Below are 17420 nucleotides of genomic sequence, written 5' to 3'. Positions count from 1 at the left end.
GCTAACTGTTGGCCAATGCGCGCCACACCTATCAACCCTTCTCACGCCCCGAGGAAACCTGCCCATGAAACGCCTGCTGTCCCTCTCGATCAGCGCCGCCGTTGCCGCCATGCTCTGCGCCGGCGCGGCCTCCGCGCAGTCCCTGTCGATCGCTTTTGCCGATCCGCTTTCGTCGCTGGACCCGCAGCTCAACAACCATGCCGGCGACCGCTCCGTCGACCTGCATTTCTGGGATCTGCTGATCGAGAACAAGGACAACAAGCTGCAGCCAGGGCTAGCCCTGTCGTGGAAAGCGCTGGACGACAAGACCTGGGAGTTCAAGCTGCGCCGCGACGTGAAGTGGCAGGACGGCAAGCCTTTCGGCGCGGAGGAAGTGATCTTCTCCTACCAGCGCGCGCGCAATGTGCCGGGCAGCGTGGCGTCGTACGCGGGCTACCTGCGCACCATCGAGTCGATGAATGCCAAGGATCCGTACACCCTGGTCATCAAGACCAATATCCCGAACCCGGATCTGCCCCTGAACCTGGCCTCGATCCACATCGTCAGCAAGCACGTCGGCGAGAAGTCCAGCACCGAGGACTACAACAGCGGCCGCGCCGTGGTTGGCACCGGCCCGTACAAGTTCATCTCCTACACGCCGGGCGATCGCGTGATGATGACGCGCAATGATGGCTACTGGGGCGGCAAGCCGGCCTGGCAGCAAGTCAGCTACCGCTACATCAACAACGGCCCGGCGCGCACCGCCGCGCTGTTGTCCGGCGACGTCGATGTGATCGACAAAGTCTCGGTGTCGGACCTGGCCAAGCTCAAGCAATCGCCCAACATCAGCGTGTTTCCCTATGCCGGCCTGCGCGTGATGCTGCTGCAGCCGAGCTTCAAGCCCGGCCCCAATCCGTACATCACTGACAACGCCGGCAAACCGCTGGAAAAGAACCCGCTGCTGGACGTACGTGTGCGCCGCGCCCTGTCGCTCGCCATCAACCGGCAGGCGGTGGTGGGCCGCATCCTGCAGAACACCGCCAGCGTAGCCAACCAGTGGATGCCGAAAAACACCTTCGGCTACAACCCGGAGGTCAAGGACATCCCCTTTGATCCGGAGCAAGCCAAGAAGCTGCTGGCCGAGGCCGGGTTCAAGGATGGTTTCAAGCTGACCATGCACGCGCCCAACGACCGCTATCCGCAGGGCCCGGAGACCGCGCAGGCGGTTGCCCAGTTCTGGACCCGCATCGGCGTCAAGACCCAGGTGGAAGTGGTGCCCTGGTCGGTCTACTCTGGCCGCGCCAACAAGAACGAATACGCGGTCAGCATGCTGGCCTGGGGCAACGGCACCGGCGAGGCCAGCTATGCGCTGGTCAACGTGCTGGCCACCGTGGATGCCAAGAAAGGCCTGGGCGCCTCCAACTGGGGCCACTACAGCAACCCGGCCGTGGACAAGGCCCTGGACGAATCCACCGCCGAGTTCGATGTGCCCAAGCGCGAGGCCATCCTGCGCCGCTCGGTCAAGCTGGTGTCGGACGACGTGGGCGTGCTGCCGCTCTACCACTACCAGAACATCTGGGCCGCCAGGAAAGGCCTGAAGGTGGCGCCAATGACCAGCGACCGCACCGCGGCGATGATGGTCACGCGCGACGGCAAGTAAGACGGGGCGAACATGGCACAGCTTCATATCACCCCGGCCGACGACCTGATCGACGTCGCGCGGCGGATTTCCGTGTCGGGACTGCGTCCCGGCGAAACCATTGCCATCGCCACGCGCACGCTGCGGGGCCGGGAGCTTGCCTGGGCCAGCGAAGCCACGTTCGCGGCGGACGCCGCCGGCACCGTGGACCTGGAGCGCGACGCGCCGCTGTCGGGCAGCTACACGGGCGTGAGCCCCATGGGCCTGCTGTGGTCGCAGCGCCCGGTCGATAGCGACAGCCGCGAGCAGTTCCATGCCGACGCCACCCGGGCGCTCGTGACCGGGATCACAGTGCGGGCCGATGGCGCGCAAGCACGCGGCGAACTGGTGCAGCGCCTGGCGGCTGCCGGCGTGACCCGCCGGGAAGTGCGCGAGGACGGGCTGGTCGGCACGCTTTACCTGCCCGCGGGCCCCGGCCCGCATCCGGCGGTGATGGTGCTCAACGGCTCGGGCGGCGGCATCAACGAACCGCGCGCCGCGCTCTACGCCTCGCGCGGGTATGCCGCGCTGGCATTGGCATACTTCAAGGCGCCGGGGCTATCGGACTACATCTCCAACACGCCGCTGGAGTACTTCGAGCGCGGCCTGCACTGGATCCGCGAGCACGTCCGGCCTGCGCGCGACTTCATCGCGCTGTCGGGCCAGTCGCGCGGCGGTGAGCTTGTGCTGCTGCTGGGCGCAACCTTCCCCGAGCTGGTCTCGGCTGTGATCGGCTACGTGCCCGGCGCGGTGGTGCACAGCGCGCAGAACGCCGCCGATCCCGCCATCGGCCGCGAAGGCCCCGCCTGGCTGCACCACGGCAAGCCGCTGCCGCATGTGTGGGAGAACAACCGCACGGCAAGCTGGGCGCCCTTTGACGAAGGCCCGGCGCCTCACCGGCATGAACGCGCCATCCTGACCGCGCTGCAAGACCCCGAAGCGGTGGCGCGCGCCCGCATCCGCGTGGAGGCGATCCGCGGGCCGGTGATGCTGCTGTCGGGGACCGACGACGGCTCCTGGCCTTCCAGCCTGTATGCGCGCATGGTGGCGGACAAGCTGGCCGAGGCGGGGCATGCGCACGACGTCAAACACCTTGATTTCGAGCAAGCCGGCCACGCCATCCTCTTCCCGTATGTGCCGACCACGCAGATGGTCTATGCACATCCGGTATCCAGACGCATCAGCACCACGGGCGGCACAGCGGCGGCCAATGCCGTGGCCGACGAGCAATCGTGGATCGGCGTGCGCGATTTCCTGGCGCGCGCCGTGGCGCGCCACGCTGGCCAAGCCTGATTTGCCGAACAATAAAATCACTGAGTCAAGACCGAGAACCCCATCATGACCCAAGCCAATCCAGCCACCGCCGACGTGGTGGACAACGTTGCCGGCCTCGCCGCCGGCTCGGCCACCCACGCATTGCGCCATCAGCGTGAGAAGGTCGCCGCCGCCACGCAAGGCAGCTATGACGCACTGTTCGATCCCGCCCTGCCCGGCCTGCCGCTGACCGAGCGCCTGCTGGTGGCGCTGTACGCCGCGCGCCTTACGCCCGCGCCGGAACTGGTTGCGCATTACAGCGCGCGCCTGGCGCAAGCCGGCGCCGATGCCGACCTGGTCACCGTGGCCGGGCAAGGCAATCCGGATTCGCTGGCCGATCCGCGCCTGCGTGCCATCCTCGCCTTCACCCGCACGCTGATCGAGAACCCGGTAGCGGGCGACGAAGCCGCCCTCAAGGCCCTGCCCGCCGCCGGCCTGGCCACGCCCGAGGTGGTGACGCTGGCGCAGCTGATCGCCTTCCTGTCCTACCAGGTGCGCCTGGTAGCCGGCCTGAAGGCCCTGCAATCCCAGGAGGCTGCAGCATGAGCGCACCCATCAAGGCAAACGGCTTCACCAACGAGGTGCTCGACTGGAAAGCCTGGCTGGATGTGGTCCAGGTGGACCACGCCACGCCAGAGCAGATCGCGGTGCTGGAAGAAAGCCATCCCAAGGCCAAGGTATCCGACTACTACCTGTTCCTGGTGCATCAGCCAGAGATCCTGCGCCAGCGCTCCACCGCCTTCAACGCCATCATGTACGCCCCCGGCGGCATGGCGCGCGCCGAGCGCGAGCTGGCCAGCACGGTGGTGTCGCGCATCAATGGCTGCGTGTACTGCGCGTCGGTGCATGCCCAGCGCTTCGAGCAACTGGCCAAGCGCAACGATGTGATCACGCAGGTGTTCGAGGACCCGCATACGGCGGGCACCACCGCGCGCGAGCAGGCGATCTCGAAGTTCTCGATCGCGCTGACCGAGCGGCCGGATGTGGTGAATGCCGACACCTTGCGCGCGCTGCGCGAGGTGGGCGTGAGCGATGCCGAGATACTCGACCTGATCCACTCGATCGCCATCTTTGCGTGGGCGAACCGCTTGATGCTGAATCTGGGGGAGCCGGTGTTTCCGGCTGTGGAGAGTTAACGCTGTGCGCAGACGCTAGTCAGCCCTGCGCGGCCGGCTCGCAATGCACCGCGAGCCAGACCGTAGACTGTTGCGCATCCGTCCACGCCACGCGATGCCGGCAATGCGCCGGCAGATGCAGGTAGTCGCCGGGCGCGAGCGTGCGCGGCTCGGCCTCGCCATCCAGGTGCAGGCCTGCGCTGCCGCTGACCAGCAGCACCCATTCGTCCTGCGCGCTGTCGTACCAGAAACCCTTTGGGCTGGCCTGGCCGTTCGAGACGATGCGCTCGATCTTCAGGCCGGGCCGCTCCAGCAAGGCTTCGAAGCGCTCGGCAGTCCGGTCGACCGGCACCTGTGCCAGCAGGTTTCCCTGTGGCACAGGCGGCGGGTTGCCCTTGGCATTCATCATCGTCTCCGGTTGGACGGCACGCCTGCCGCCAACGTCAATCGCCCGGGCCCGGCGCAAGCACGTCGCGCGCGCCGTTGCGGCCCATCGGCGAGACCAGTCCCGCCACTTCCATCTGCTCGATCAGGCGCGCCGCACGGTTGTAGCCAATGCGCAACTGGCGCTGCACGGCGGAAATCGAGGCCCGCCGGCTGGTGAGCACGAAGGAGGCCGCTTCGTCGTATAGCGGGTCGGCCTCCACATCGCCACCACCTTCTGCGAACAAGTCCGACGCTGCGGCCTCGGCGGGATCGCCCGCGAGGATAGCCTCATCGTAGTCGGGCTCGCCGAACTGCTTCCAGTGCTCCACCACGCGGTGCACTTCGTCATCGGCCACAAAGGCGCCGTGCACGCGTTGCGGATAGCCGGTGCCCGGTGGCAGGAACAGCATGTCGCCCTGTCCCAGCAGGCTCTCGGCGCCCATCTGGTCAAGGATGGTGCGCGAGTCGATCTTGGACGAGACCTGGAAAGCCACCCGGGTCGGGATGTTGGCCTTGATCAGGCCGGTGATCACATCCACCGACGGGCGCTGCGTGGCCAGGATCAGGTGGATGCCTGCGGCGCGGGCCTTCTGCGCCAGCCGCGCGATCAGTTCTTCGATCTTCTTGCCAGCCACCATCATCAGGTCGGCCAGCTCATCGATCACCACCACGATGAACGGCAGCGTGCGCAGCGGCTCGGGCGCATCGGGCGTCAGCGAGAACGGATTGGGCACGTGCTCGCCCGCGGCCTCGGCGGCGCGGATCTTCTGGTTGAAGCCGGCCAGGTTGCGCACGCCCAGCGCCGACATCAGGCGGTAGCGCTTTTCCATTTCGCCCACGCACCAGTTCAGCGCGTGCGCGGCCTGCTTCATGTCGGTCACCACCGGCGACAGCAGGTGCGGGATGCCTTCGTAGACCGACAGCTCCAGCATCTTGGGGTCGATCATGATCAGGCGCACATCGTCCGGTGTGGCCTTGTACAGCAAGGACAGGATCATGGCGTTGACCGCCACGGACTTGCCCGAGCCGGTGGTGCCGGCCACCAGCAGGTGCGGCGCGCGCGCGAGATCGGTCACCACCGGCTTGCCGGTGATGTCCTTGCCCATCGCCAGCACCAGGTGCGAGTTGTGCGCGAGAAACGATGAGGCGGCCACGATCTCGGACAGGCGGATCATCTGGCGCCGCGCGTTCGGCAGCTCCAGCCCCATGCAGGTCTTGCCGGGAATGGTCTCGACCACGCGGATCGAGGTCACGCCCAGCGCCCGCGCCAGGTCCTTCATCAGGCCGACCACCTGCGCACCGCGCACGCCCATGGCGGGATCCACCTCGAAGCGCGTGATGACCGGGCCGGCCGAGGCGCCAACCACCGACACCGGCACCTTGAACTCCGCCAGGCGCTGCGCGATCAGGTTGCCGGTTTCCTGCAACTGCGCCTCGGTCACCTGCTGGATGTCCGCCGTGGCGGTTTCCAGCAGGCCCAAGTCTGGCAAACGGTAGTCCGAAATACGGGACGGCGGCGGCGTGACGGCAATGACTTGCGACGCCGGCACGGTGCTGGCTGCGGGTGCTGCGGGTGCTGCGGATACGGCGAATGCGGCGGCTACCGGCGCATTAAGCGCCACCACCTTGCCGACCACGGCCGGAAGCACGATGCGCGGCTTGGGCGCCGGCGGCGTGGCTGGCAGCGCTTCGGGCAGCGGAGCCGGCGCTTCTTCTATCGCAGGCGCGGGGCTGGCAGCGCTAACCTCGCTGTGGTGCTCGACCAGCAGGTTGGCATCGAGAACGCCTTCGGCGATCTCTTCCGTGGCGTCTTCAGGTTCGGCTTCAGGTTCGGGTTCGCCTACGGGCCTTAGGTCAGCTTCGGCATCCTGAACGAACAGGATATTGGGTGCGGCTTGTGCTTCTACTTCCGGCTCTGCTTCCGGCTCTGCTTCGGCCCGCCCAGCCGGCCCGCCGGCGCCTTCCGGCTCCTCAAGCATTGCCGGTTCGTCCACCTCGGGCGCCAGGACAACATCTGGCAAGGCAACCGCCTCGGGCTCGGCCGGGACAGCCACGTCGGCATCCACGGCGGACGGTTCGGCAACGACTTCGTCGCTGGTTTCGACTGTTGCCTCGGCTGTTGCTTCGGCCGGGCTTTCGATCGAGGCTTCAGCCACGACCGGCACTGCTACCTCGCTTACGGCACCGGTGTCAACATCGGTGCCTGCCTCGGCGACAACAGCGGCGACCGCAGGAGCGGCTTCCGGCTCCGGCTGCGCGTCGGCCGCCGGAGCAGCAGGCCGCGTCGATTTCCAGGCACTGGCCAGTGCGCTCAGTTCCGCCATCAGCGCCTCGGCTTCCAGGCGGAGCGCATCCAGCGTCACGGAGGGCGTCGCGCCTTCGCCAGCGGATTCCGCGCGCGGCTCTGCAATCTGCGGGGCGTCAACGGATGCAGCGGCGGGAATGGCAATGTCCTCGGTGGACAGCACCGCCATAGGCCGCGGCTCGGCGGGCGCCACAGCGGGGACGGCCTCGGCCTCCAGCACTTCCGTTTCCCGCGCCTGGCCGGACAGCTCATCAGGCTCTGCCGGCCCCGCTGGCACGGTGGCAACCTGTTCGCTTCGGGGCTTGCGCGCATCGTCGTCCTGCCCGACCGGCAAGACAACGGGCACAACAACCGGCATGACAGCTGGCCGCACCGCGGCAGCTGTCGTCCCGCTCTTTGCAGCAGCGGGCTGGGCGGATTGCGCATCGGGTCGCACATTGGCTTGCGGCAGTGTCGTGATGGCCGAGCGTGCGCTCATCTGCGGATGGCGCACTGGGCTGCTTGCCACGGTCGCGCGTGCGGCCGCAGCCGGGCCAGGACTGGCTGCTCGGGCCTGCACCGCCGCCGCGGCACCAGCAGCAGCCGCGACGGACGCAGTGCGTGCGGTTGCCGGGCTAGTGGCTTGCGGCTGGCTGGGAGTGCGCAGCGGCGCCGGCCTCGCAGGCGCCTTGGCTGCAGGCGGTGGCGATGCGGACGCAGGGGCCTCCGGCTTGGCAGCGCCCGGCGGCCCGGCCTGCTGCAGCCAGATCTCGCCCGGCTGCGGCGGCGAGTTGCGAGTGCGCGCCGGCGGCTGCCAGACTGGCTGGCGCCGCGCCGATACGGCTTCGATGCCCTTGTGGCGCGGCACATAGTCGGTCGAGCCCGGCACGGCGGTATGCGTGGCGCCGAGGTGGGTGGTCTCCCAGCTGTCCGGCTCGCGCGCGGCGCGGGCGGGTGGGCGCTGGGGCGCCAGCTCGGCCTCGTCCGGCTCCGGCAAGCTGGGCTTGCGCAGGAACAGGCTGCGCCAGGTTTCGCCGAAGACCATCGGCGCGGCCAGGGCTAGCACGCCCAGCATCAGCAGCAGGCTGGCGCTCCAGCCGAGCATGCCGGAAACCAGGGTGCCCAGCGCGCGTCCGGCGCTGCCACCCGACGTGCTGCCTGCCATGCCGCCCTCGCCCGCCGCGCCTGTCAGCGCTTCGAGCGAAGCGCTTGCGCACAGCACGATCAACGTGCCAAGCCATACGCGCAGCGTGCCGCGTCCACTGAAAAACCGGCGCTCGCCGGCGAGCAGGCGCGCCACCTGGCGCCACACCAGCGGCACAAGCCACAAGGTCGAAAATCCGAACCAGCCAAAACCCATTATCGAAACGCCATCATCAAATACCTCGGGCGACGATTGTAGCGGGTCTGGGCGCGGCGTTTCCGCCCAAGGTGGCAATCGCAACGGAATATCGCCTGCTTTCCGGCGTCTGGCACCCTCCCCCGCCGCGCGAACCCTGTGCGCCGACGCCGGCATTCACCCGCGCAAAGGCACGCCCACCATGCGGCATGTGCGCTACTATGGACGAAGCCTGCTTCGAATCCACTGTGCCCGTTCTCACCGGCCGATTTCCATCGACCTAATCCCGAGCCAACCATGCAGACGCGCTACGCCGGACTGTCCGCCCTGGTGGTCGATGACCACCCGTTCCAGTTGCTGGCGGCGGAACAGCTGCTGACCCAGCTGGGTGTCAGCGACGTACATTGCGCCGCGGACGGCCGCATTGCACTGGACCTGCTTGCCGCGCGCAAGGTCGACCTCGTGCTCTGCGATATCGAGATGCCAGGGCTCAACGGGCCCGGCATGATGGACGAGCTGACCCGGCGCAAGGACCACGCCTTCGCCGGCGCCCAGCCCCTGTGGGTATGGGTGTCCGCGCTGCAGGACGACATCATCGATTCCCATGTGAGCCTGGCCGATTCGGTTGGGCTCGCCCACGTGCGCGCGGTGCGCAAACCGATCTCAGCGGTGGTGCTGGAGGAAATCCTGCAGGATGCGCTGGAGCGCGACCTCACCGCCGAAGCCCCGGCGGCGGCCCCAAGCCAGCCGGATGACCGCGAGCTGCTGGCCGCGGTGCAGACGCCCGGTACCATCTTCATCATGCTGCAACCGCAGTTCAGGATCAGCACCGGCGCGCTGGCCGGCGCGGAAGCGCTTTGCCGCTGGCGCCATCCGACCATGGGCCTGATCCGGCCCGACCTCTTCATCCCAAGGCTCCAGGCGCTGGGCGAGGCCGATGCCATCTTCCAGCTGGCGGGACAGCAATGCCTGTCGGTGCAGCGCCAGTTGCTGGCGCGCGGCGTGCGCATCCCGCTGAGCATCAATGCCTCCGCGCAGACGCTGTGCCGGCCCGGCGTGCTCGACGCCTTCGACGCCATGGTGGAAGCCAGCGGCATGCCGCGCCAGTTGCTGAACATCGAATTGACCGAGGGCTACCCGGTCTGCGACACCCGTGCCCTGTCGATCGCGCTGAACCGCCTGCGTCTGCTAGGCTACGGCGTGGCCATCGACGATTTCGGGATCGGCATTGCCACCCTCAAGCTGCTGGCGGACCTGCCCTTCACCCAGATCAAGCTCGACCGCTCGTTCGTGGTGGCGGTGCCCGGCAACAGCCAGCGCGCGGCGATCTGCCGCAACGTCATCAACCTCGCGCGCGACCTCAAGCTGGAATGCGTGGCCGAGGGCATCGAGACCCCCGCGCAGCGCGATGCGCTGCAAGCCCTGGGCTGCGACCTTGGCCAGGGCTACCTGTGGTCCCCCGCGCTGCCACCCGACATGTTCGTGGCCGAAACGCTGGGCCGCTGGACGCCCTGAGGACGACCCCGGGCGGGGCAGCTACGCTAGTTCCACTTACCGCCGATGCCGCCCACGCTCAGGCGCCCCGCGCCCAGCAGCGCGACCGCGAGGGCGCCGGCCAGGAACATCGCTTGCAACTCCAGCGCCCAGCCGCCGGTATCGGCCATCATGCCCAGCTGCTTCACATGGACAAGGCCCACCGCCACCAGCATGTTGACGACGACAATCAGCGCGGCAACCCGGGCCCACAAGCCAAGGATCAGCAGCACCGGCGCCACCACTTCCCCGATGTAGACGCCATAGGCCAGCACCACGGGCAGGCCGGCCTGCGTCACCACCTGCGTCACGAACCCCGGCCCGGCGATGAGCTTGGAAATCCCGTGCAGCAGGATCAGCACGCCTAGCACAATGCGCAGTATCGCCTTGCCCAGGTCCTGCGATGGCTGAGAACCACTCATGGTCGTCACTCCTTGTCCGGATCAGAAAACGAAAGCGCGAATGCGCCGCCCGCAGCCGAAGCGCCTTTGGCTCCACGCGCGGCACGCATATTTACCTTAGTGCGCCGCGCGGTGAAGGTAAAGGCACAAGTTGCGCGGACGCGTCTCAGATCTGGCCGACGGGCCGGTGCATGCCAGGCTGGCGCGGCGGCTGCATGCCCGCCTTGCAGGCCGTCTCGGGCAGGATGTCGGCAAGGAAATCCAGGAAGCGCCGCAGCGCCGGCGGCATGCCCTTGCGCGAGGGAAAGACCGCGTGCAATGTCCCGACCGGCATGATCCACTGCGGCAGCAGCACCTCCAGTTCCCCGCTCTCGATGGCATCGCGGCAAAACATGCGCGGCAGCATCGCCACGCCAATGCCCGCGATGGCGGCCGCGCGCAGCAGGGCGAATTCGTCGGTGACAAGGCGCGGATCGTACGGCACGTGGATCGACTGCCCGGTATTGCAGGTCAGCGTCCAGACATGCTTGCCGTCGTGCGGCTTCTGGTTAACGCCCGGCATGCCATCCAGCGCCTCGGGCGTGCGCGGGCGGCCGATGCTGTCCAGCAGCCCCGGGCTGGCTACCAGCATGAGTGGGCTCTCGCCGTAGGTGCGCACCACCAGCGACGAGTCGTCCATCACCTCGCGCACCCGCAGCGCCAGGTCGAAGCCTTCGGCAATCACGTCCACGCGCCGGTTGGTGGCTTCCAGTTCGATGCGCACACCGGGATTGGCCTGCATGAAATGCCCGATGGCGGGCGCCAGCAGGCTTTGGGCGATCGCCACGGGGCAGCTCACGCGCAAGGTGCCGCCGGGCTGGTCGCGAGCCTGCTCGATCACTTCGCGCGCCGCTTCGGCCTCCGCCAGCATGGCGCGGCAGCGCTCATAGTAGGCCTCGCCGATGGGCGTCACACGCACCTGCCGGGTGGTCCGGCGCAACAATTGCACCCCCAGGTCGCGCTCCAGCTGGGCAATGCGCCGACTGAGCCGGGACTTCGGCACGCCGCTGGCGCGGCTCGCGGCCGAAAAACTGCCGTGCTGGACCACCTGGGCATACAGCGAAAGATCGTTCAGGTCTTGCATGGATCATCCTTGGCGGTAGGAGCGCCAGGGTAGCAGCCCGCCTACGTTCTGCGCCTGGAACAATAAGTTCTATTTTGCCCCACTACCGGCATCAATAGCAGAACGCTATCTTTCATTCATCCAACCCGAACCCCAGTGGAGATGAACATGAAGATCTTGCAAATCGACTCGAGCGTACTTGGCGGCCATTCCGCTTCCCGCAGCCTGACCGCCAAGGTGGTCGCCGACCTGCGCGCCAAGCACCCCGAAGCCACCCTGACCGTGCGCGACCTGGACCAGGACGCGCCGGCGCACCTGTCCGGCGCGCTGCTGCCCGTGCTGGGCGGCCCGAAGGATGGCCTCAACGCCGTGCAGGAAAGCGAGCTGCAACGCACCGAAGCCTTCCTCAAGGAATTCCTCGAAGCCGACGTGCTGGTCGTCGGTGTGCCGCAATACAACTTCGGCATCCCCAGCCAGCTCAAGTCCTGGATCGACCGCATCGCCCAGGCTGGCCGCACCTTCAAGTACACCGAGACCGGCCCGGTCGGCCTGGCCGGCGGCAAGCGCGTGATCGTGGTGTCGTCGCGCGGCGGCGTGCGCCAGGACGCCAACGCCCTGGACCTGCATGAGCAGACCGTGGACGTGGTGTTCCGCTTCCTGGGCCTCACCGACATCACGTACGTGCGCGCCCACGGTCTGGCAATGGGCCCCGAAGCCCGCGAAGCCAGCCTCGTCGCCGCCAACGGCGCCGTGGCAGCCCTGGCAGCCTGATCCCGGTACGGCGGCCTCGCGCCGCCCAGCCCAGCGCAAAGCGCCCGCCCGCAGTCATGCCGGCGGGCGTTTTGCATTCCTGTGTTTCAGCCCGCGCACCTTGCAGCGCTGCGCCCAGCCACGGATTCTTGCAGGCGCGAGCCGGCTATGCCCACCGCGCGATCGGGTCTATGATGGTTCCGAACGCCTGAGCGGTTTCGGTGCATGTCCATCCAGGGGGAAGCCCGCGCGGCCTTGTTGTGCAGGCCTGGGTCGGAACCTGTCCGCAATCCACACGCCACGGCCAGCCGCCGCCCAAAGCGGCATCCGCGGCAGATGCATTAGTCCGATCCGGGAGCCCGCATGTCCTCTGCCCTGCTGCCTGCCAGCGCCGTGCATCCTCCGCACGAGCCAGCCCTGCTGTCCCAGTACCGTCACGTGCGCGCGGCGACCGAAGCCATGGTCGCCGACCTCACCGACGCTGACGCCACGGTGCAGTCCATGGACGACGCCAGCCCCGCCAAATGGCACCTGGCGCATACCACCTGGTTCTTCGAAGAATTCGTGCTGACGGCGCGTATCCCGGACTACGAGCCGGTCGATCCGCAGTATCGCTACCTGTTCAACTCCTACTACGAATCCGTCGGTGCCCGCCACCCGAGGCCACGCCGCGGGCTGCTGTCGCGGCCGTCGCTCGACGAGATCCTGGCTTACCGCGAGGCGGTCGACGAAACCATGCTCGGGCTGCTGACCAGCGCGCAGACCGATGCCGAGGCGGCGCTGATCGAGCTTGGCCTGAACCACGAGCAACAGCACCAGGAACTGCTGCTGACCGACATCCTGCATCTGTTCGCGCAAAACCCGCTGAAGCCGGCCTTCGCGCCGGAGCTGCTGGCGCCCGTGATCGCCGATCCGCGCCCGGCGGCGGAATGGATCCGCTTTGCCGGTGGCGTGGTCGCCATCGGCCATGACCGCGACGGCTTTGCCTTCGATTGCGAAGGCCCGCGGCACAACGTGCTCCTGCAGCCTTACCAGTTGTGCTCGCACCCGGTCACCAACCACCAGTGGTTTGAATTTATCGAGGATGGCGCCTACCGTACCGCCGGGCTGTGGCTGTCGGACGGATGGCGCTGGGTGTGCGAACAAGGCATCGAGGCACCGCTGTACTGGGAGGAGCGCGAAGGCACCTGGTGGCAAATGAGCCTGCGCGGCATGCAGCCAGTGGATCCGGATAGCCCGGTCACGCATATCAGCCTCTATGAGGCCGATGCCTTCGCCCGCTGGGCCGAGCGCCGCCTGCCGACCGAGGCGGAATGGGAGCACGCCGTGCGCAACCTGCCCGCTACCGGGAATTTTGTCGAGGGACGCGTGCTGCGGCCGCTGCCCGATCGCCAGAATACCTCCGGCGTGCTGCGGCAGATGTTCGGCGACGTGTGGGAATGGACTGCCAGCCCCTTCCAGCCCTACCCGGGCTTCCGGCCTAGCGCCGGCGCGGTGGGGGAATACAACGGCAAATTCATGTGCAGCCAGATGGTGCTGCGCGGCGGTTCCTGCGTCACGCCGGAGTCGCATATCCGCGCCAGCTACCGCAACTTCTTCTACCCGCACCAGCGCTGGCAGTTCACCGGCGTGCGCCTGGCCGACGACGCCTGAACACCTGAACGCTCGATCGCCTGAGCAGGAACCAGGCAAAAACGCCGGGTTTTGGCCCGGCGCGTTTTCGTTATGTCAGTTCCAGCCCTTTTGCGGAGGCTGCGCGCTTAACGGCGTCTGCGGATACAGCTTCTGCCAGCGCGACTTCAGCCCCTCCGCGATTTCCTTCTGGTGATAACGCTCGGCAAAATCGATCACGGTCATGCCCTGCTGGTTCTTCAGGCGCATGTCGGCGCCTTCGTCCAGCAGCAACTTGACCGTCTCGATATGCCCGCCGCGCGCCGCCATCATCAGCGGCGTGCTGCCATTGGGGCTTTCCGCGTCGATATAGGCGGCGTGGTCGACCAGGAACTTGACGATCTCGTTGTTGCCGTTGGTCGCGGCGTAATGCAGCGGCGTCCAGCCGGTCTTGTTGATCTCGACCTCCATCTGGTCGACCATCAGCTTGACCAGGTCCAGTTCGTTCTGCAGGCTGRCCATCATCAGCGGTGTCTCACCGGCCGCATTGGTCTTGTCGAAATCGATGTCCTTGGCACGGATCAGCGCCTCCGCCACCTTCAGCGACTTCTCGCGCAATGCCACCACCAGCATGGGATTGCCCTTGGCATCCACCAGGTTGGGGTCGACCCCGCGCGCCAGCATCTTCTGGGCGGCCTTGACGTCATCGAACTCCACCGCATGGCGCATATCGTCCACAGGCGCGGCCCAGGCTACGGCGCCCACCAGCATGGCCGCAACGGCGGCGAGGCGTCGGACAGTATTCATGTTAAGCATGAGATTTCCTATCTATATGCTTGAAAAGATGGAAGAAATTATCCGACGTATGTTCTGCGAGCGCCTCAACCGGCATGCCACGCAGGTTGGCGATGAACTCACCCACATGGCGCACCCAGGCCGGCTGGTTGGTCTTGCCGCGGTACGGCACGGGGGCCAGGTACGGCGAATCGGTCTCGATCAGGATGCGGTCCAGCGGGATCTTGCGCGCCGTTTCCTGCAACTCCACCGCATTCTTGAAGGTGACGATGCCGGAGAACGAGATGTGGAAGCCCTCGTCCAGCGATTGCCGGGCGACCTCCCAGTTCTCGGTGAAGCAATGCATCACCCCGCCGGCTTCGCCCGCGCTTTCCTCGCGCATCACGCGCAAGGTGTCTTCGGCGGACGAACGGGTATGGATGATCAGGGGCTTGCCGGTCTGCCGCGCGGCGCGGATATGGGTGCGGAAACGCTCCCGCTGCCATTCCATGTCCGCGATGCTGCGGCCTTCCAGCCGGTAGTAATCGAGCCCGGTCTCGCCGGTACCGACCACCCGCGGATGCGCCGACAGCGCCAGCAGGCGCTCCAGCGTGGGCTCCTCGCCCTCCTCATAGTCGGGATGCACCCCGACGGTGGCGTACAGGTGCGGATGCTGCTCGGCGAGCGCCAGCACGCGCGGAAAATCTTCCAGCGTGACCGAAATGCACAGGGCATGCGATACCTGGTTGGCGCGCATGTTCTCCAGCAATTCGGGCAGGCGCGCGGCCAGGTCGGGGAAATCTAGATGACAGTGGGAATCGACAAACATTGGGGCGGTTTCCGGATAGAGACGCCGCCGCGGGCGGCGCCACCCGCCATTGTATCCGGTCGTGCCAGCGAGCCAGCGTGCCCGGTGCCTGGCGGCGCCTGGCTGGCGAGCTCCTACTCGGCCGGCTTGGTCAGATGCCGCCCGAGGATGACCAGGTCGCGCTCGACCCCATCGAGCACAGCCACGCGCGGCAGGTTGCCCCAGCGCTCGAAGCCCAGCGAGGCGAACAGGGCCAGGCTGGGCGCGTTATGGCCAAAGATGAAGCCCAGCAGCGTATTGACCCCGATTTGCGGCGCATGCGCGATGGCCAGCTGCAGCAGGTGGCGCCCCAGGCCCTGCCCGCGGCGGGTGGCATCCAGGTAGATCGAGACTTCGGCGGTGGCGCCGTAGGCCGGGCGTCCATAAAAGTCGGAAAAACTGAGCCACCCGGCCATGCGCCCTTCACCGTCCTCGGCCACCCACAGCGGACGCCGCTCCGGCTGATGCTCATCGAACCAGGCCTGGCGCGATTCCACCGCCACGGGCTCGGTGTCCGCAGTGACCATGCGTGAAGCGACGGTGCTGTTGTAGATGGCGACAATGCTGGCCAGGTCACGCTGCAGCGCGGGCCGCACGGTAAAGGCGGAATCACTCATTGTTGAATTTCTTCTCGGACGGGCCAGAAAATTTGGCAAAAATCAACCATATCAAATACTTAAACCACAAATCTAAAGTCAGTTATAACGTCTGACTGGGCCGGCCGGACTCAATGGTCTTGCCCAGGATCTCTTCCACCGCGCGGCGCAGGTTGCGGCCGTTGTCGTCATCCGGCAGGTGAATCCCGATGCCAGGCGTCTTGTTGGGCGTGCCGACCGGGGTAATCCATGCCACGTGGCCGGCAATCTGGTACTTCTGCGGCCGGTCCACCAGCGAAAGCACCAGGAAGACCTGCTCGCCCAGCCGGAAGGGCCGGTTGCTCGGGACAAAGATGCCGCCGCGGTGCAGGAACGGCATGTAGGCCGCATAGAGGCCCGCCTGGTCCTTGATCGACAGCGAAAGCACGTTGGGCCGGGAAGCGGCACCCGGGACCGTCGGCGCCCCGATACCGCCGGCGGCGGCCAAGCCTGCGGCTCCGGGAACGCTGGCGCCCCGTGCCCCTGTCACCTCTGTATTCATGACTGACCCCTTGTTACTGACTGTTGGCCTTCAGGCCATATTGGATTTGTTCAACGTCTTGGGCTTACTGAAACAACTGCCGGTACTCCAGAAACACGGCCTCCATCACCAGCCGAGCCGCCAGCGGATGGTTCTCGCTGCGGCGATGGCCCACCAGCCGCGTGGAGAACGCCTGCAACCGGTGCGCATCGGTTGCCTGTGCGCAACGCGCCAGGGCTGCCTGCTCGCGCGGAAAATAACGCGGCCCCGGCGTTGCGGCCAAGCGGGCCGACAGCAGATCGTACGTCCAGCGCTGCAGGATGCCAAGCACCGACGGCACCGGCAGCTTCTGCACCTGCTCGGCCGCCGCCAGCGCATCGAAGCCGGCGCCKGCGCCAAGCTGGCTCACCAGCCAGCGCTGCATCGGCTGCTCCTCGGCCTCGGCGGCATGCAGCGCGGTCAGCGGGGARCCGCCGGCCAGCGCCAGCTGCGCCTCGGCGTCTCCCACGCCCTGGCTGCTCAGCCAGCTCATGGCCGCATCGGCCGTGGGCCGATGCACGGAAAACTGGCGGCAGCGCGACAGGATGGTGGGCAGCACACGATCCAGCCGGTCGGTCACCAGCAGGAACACGGTGGACGGCGGCGGCTCCTCCAGCGTCTTGAGCAAGGCGTTGGCGCCCTCATGCTGCAAGGCGTCGAGCGGATACACCACCACCAGGCGCAAGCCGGCGCGGTGCGTGCCGATGCCGACCGTTTCAATCAGGGCCCGCACCTGCTCCATGCGGATGACCTTGCTGGGCGCCTTCTTCTTGCCGCTTTCATCCGTCTGCGCGTCGTCCGTCGCCTCCATGGCCTCCGGGCGCACCACGCTGAAGTCCGGGTGGTTGCCCTGGCTGAACCAGTGGCAGGCCGGGCATGTGCCGCAAGGCTGCCCGTCGGGGCGCGGCGTCTCGCACAGCAGTCCCTGGGCAAAATGCAGCGCCAGGTCGCGTTTGCCGATGCCTTGCTGGCCGTGAATGAGCAAGGCATGCGGGAGCCGCTCGCGCAGCGCGTTCAGCCGTTGCCAGTCTTCTTTCTGCCAGGGATAAAGCATGCGGATCAGTGAGTTAGGGGTGAAACTTCGTGTAACTACGCGCATGGCGCGAGAGATA

At 67.1% G+C, this 17420-nt stretch carries 14 protein-coding genes and 1 pseudogene; 6 read left to right on the top strand and 9 right to left on the bottom strand.

Annotation, left to right across the window (positions count from 1 at the left end; translation table 11 throughout):
• The first annotated feature begins 64 nt into the window (after positions 1 to 64).
• The 3 genes and pseudogenes from AC1DQR_RS24755 to AC1DQR_RS24745 form a co-directional block, all read left to right on the top strand.
• Positions 65 to 1639, top strand: coding sequence for an ABC transporter substrate-binding protein (locus AC1DQR_RS24755; RefSeq protein WP_477133969.1), 1575 nt, complete (start codon positions 65 to 67; stop codon positions 1637 to 1639).
• Between the two features lie 12 nt (positions 1640 to 1651).
• Complete coding sequence (locus AC1DQR_RS24750; RefSeq protein WP_416048632.1) at positions 1652 to 2950, top strand: acyl-CoA thioester hydrolase/BAAT C-terminal domain-containing protein; 1299 nt, start codon at positions 1652 to 1654, stop codon at positions 2948 to 2950.
• A 105-nt stretch (positions 2951 to 3055) separates the two neighbouring features.
• A pseudogene (locus tag AC1DQR_RS24745) lies at positions 3056 to 4107 on the top strand (CMD domain-containing protein); the annotation flags it as partial.
• A 19-nt stretch (positions 4108 to 4126) separates the two neighbouring features.
• On the opposite strand, the gene AC1DQR_RS24740 reads toward AC1DQR_RS24745, so the two are convergent.
• Entirely contained in the window at positions 4127 to 4495 is a 369-nt protein-coding gene (locus AC1DQR_RS24740; RefSeq protein WP_416048633.1) for a cupin domain-containing protein, read from the bottom strand.
• 34 nt (positions 4496 to 4529) lie between these two features.
• Positions 4530 to 8156 carry an FtsK/SpoIIIE family DNA translocase gene (locus AC1DQR_RS24735; RefSeq protein WP_477133968.1) on the bottom strand — a complete coding sequence of 1209 codons (3627 nt, stop codon included), beginning with the start codon at positions 8154 to 8156 and terminating at the stop codon, positions 4530 to 4532.
• A gap of 276 nt (positions 8157 to 8432) precedes the next feature.
• Here AC1DQR_RS24735 and AC1DQR_RS24730 point away from each other — a divergent pair, with 276 nt between their 5' ends.
• Positions 8433 to 9650: an EAL domain-containing response regulator gene (locus AC1DQR_RS24730; protein WP_477133967.1), complete on the top strand. Its 1218-nt coding sequence runs from the start codon at positions 8433 to 8435 to the stop codon at positions 9648 to 9650.
• Between the two features lie 26 nt (positions 9651 to 9676).
• On the opposite strand, the gene AC1DQR_RS24725 is transcribed toward AC1DQR_RS24730, so the two are convergent.
• Together AC1DQR_RS24725 and AC1DQR_RS24720 are read right to left on the bottom strand one after the other, a co-directional pair.
• Positions 9677 to 10090 carry a DoxX family protein gene (locus AC1DQR_RS24725; protein WP_416048635.1) on the bottom strand — a complete coding sequence of 138 codons (414 nt, stop codon included), beginning with the start codon at positions 10088 to 10090 and terminating at the stop codon, positions 9677 to 9679.
• A 145-nt stretch (positions 10091 to 10235) separates the two neighbouring features.
• A complete protein-coding gene (locus AC1DQR_RS24720) occupies positions 10236 to 11192 on the bottom strand; it encodes a LysR family transcriptional regulator (protein WP_416048636.1) in 957 nt (318 codons plus the stop codon).
• 147 nt (positions 11193 to 11339) lie between these two features.
• Here AC1DQR_RS24720 and AC1DQR_RS24715 point away from each other — a divergent pair, with 147 nt between their 5' ends.
• Both AC1DQR_RS24715 and egtB read left to right on the top strand, forming a co-directional pair.
• On the top strand, positions 11340 to 11942 hold the full coding sequence (locus tag AC1DQR_RS24715; protein WP_416048637.1) for an FMN-dependent NADH-azoreductase: 603 nt from the start codon (positions 11340 to 11342) through the stop codon (positions 11940 to 11942).
• A 342-nt stretch (positions 11943 to 12284) separates the two neighbouring features.
• Positions 12285 to 13574: an ergothioneine biosynthesis protein EgtB gene (gene egtB, locus AC1DQR_RS24710; protein WP_416048638.1), complete on the top strand. Its 1290-nt coding sequence runs from the start codon at positions 12285 to 12287 to the stop codon at positions 13572 to 13574.
• A 75-nt stretch (positions 13575 to 13649) separates the two neighbouring features.
• Here the strand turns inward: egtB and AC1DQR_RS24705 are convergent, their stop codons facing one another.
• The 5 genes from AC1DQR_RS24705 to AC1DQR_RS24685 all read right to left on the bottom strand — a co-directional run bounded on the left by AC1DQR_RS24705 (position 13650) and on the right by AC1DQR_RS24685 (position 17362).
• The gene (locus AC1DQR_RS24705; RefSeq protein ID WP_477133966.1) at positions 13650 to 14339 is read right to left on the bottom strand and encodes an ankyrin repeat domain-containing protein; all 690 of its coding nucleotides are present in this window, start codon (positions 14337 to 14339) and stop codon (positions 13650 to 13652) included.
• 1 nt (position 14340) lies between these two features.
• The gene (locus tag AC1DQR_RS24700) at positions 14341 to 15135 is read right to left on the bottom strand and encodes a TatD family hydrolase (RefSeq protein ID WP_477133965.1); all 795 of its coding nucleotides are present in this window, start codon (positions 15133 to 15135) and stop codon (positions 14341 to 14343) included.
• A 113-nt stretch (positions 15136 to 15248) separates the two neighbouring features.
• A complete protein-coding gene (locus tag AC1DQR_RS24695; RefSeq protein WP_477133964.1) occupies positions 15249 to 15770 on the bottom strand; it encodes an N-acetyltransferase family protein in 522 nt (173 codons plus the stop codon).
• Between the two features lie 82 nt (positions 15771 to 15852).
• The gene (locus tag AC1DQR_RS24690; RefSeq protein WP_236701899.1) at positions 15853 to 16290 is read right to left on the bottom strand and encodes a PilZ domain-containing protein; all 438 of its coding nucleotides are present in this window, start codon (positions 16288 to 16290) and stop codon (positions 15853 to 15855) included.
• 64 nt (positions 16291 to 16354) lie between these two features.
• On the bottom strand, positions 16355 to 17362 hold the full coding sequence (locus AC1DQR_RS24685) for a DNA polymerase III subunit delta' (protein WP_416048642.1): 1008 nt from the start codon (positions 17360 to 17362) through the stop codon (positions 16355 to 16357).
• Positions 17363 to 17420 lie beyond the last annotated feature (58 nt).

The organism is Cupriavidus sp. 05L411 (assembly GCF_056398045.1).
This window is presented reverse-complemented; position numbering and strand designations above follow the sequence as displayed.

Bases quoted from the DNA above. Each gene is read 5' to 3' on its own strand.
- AC1DQR_RS24755 (WP_477133969.1), top strand. From the start codon at position 65: ATGAAACGCCTGCTGTCCCTCTCGATCAGCGCCGCCGTTGCCGCCATG.
- AC1DQR_RS24735 (WP_477133968.1), bottom strand. From the start codon at position 8,156: ATGGGTTTTGGCTGGTTCGGATTTTCGACCTTGTGGCTTGTGCCGCTG.
- egtB (WP_416048638.1), top strand. From the start codon at position 12,285: ATGTCCTCTGCCCTGCTGCCTGCCAGCGCCGTGCATCCTCCGCACGAG.
- AC1DQR_RS24695 (WP_477133964.1), bottom strand. From the start codon at position 15,770: ATGAGTGATTCCGCCTTTACCGTGCGGCCCGCGCTGCAGCGTGACCTG.
- AC1DQR_RS24715 (WP_416048637.1), top strand. From the start codon at position 11,340: ATGAAGATCTTGCAAATCGACTCGAGCGTACTTGGCGGCCATTCCGCT.
- AC1DQR_RS24700 (WP_477133965.1), bottom strand. From the start codon at position 15,135: ATGTTTGTCGATTCCCACTGTCATCTAGATTTCCCCGACCTGGCCGCG.
- AC1DQR_RS24690 (WP_236701899.1), bottom strand. From the start codon at position 16,290: ATGAATACAGAGGTGACAGGGGCACGGGGCGCCAGCGTTCCCGGAGCC.
- AC1DQR_RS24750 (WP_416048632.1), top strand. From the start codon at position 1,652: ATGGCACAGCTTCATATCACCCCGGCCGACGACCTGATCGACGTCGCG.
- AC1DQR_RS24730 (WP_477133967.1), top strand. From the start codon at position 8,433: ATGCAGACGCGCTACGCCGGACTGTCCGCCCTGGTGGTCGATGACCAC.
- AC1DQR_RS24725 (WP_416048635.1), bottom strand. From the start codon at position 10,090: ATGAGTGGTTCTCAGCCATCGCAGGACCTGGGCAAGGCGATACTGCGC.
- AC1DQR_RS24720 (WP_416048636.1), bottom strand. From the start codon at position 11,192: ATGCAAGACCTGAACGATCTTTCGCTGTATGCCCAGGTGGTCCAGCAC.
- AC1DQR_RS24740 (WP_416048633.1), bottom strand. From the start codon at position 4,495: ATGATGAATGCCAAGGGCAACCCGCCGCCTGTGCCACAGGGAAACCTG.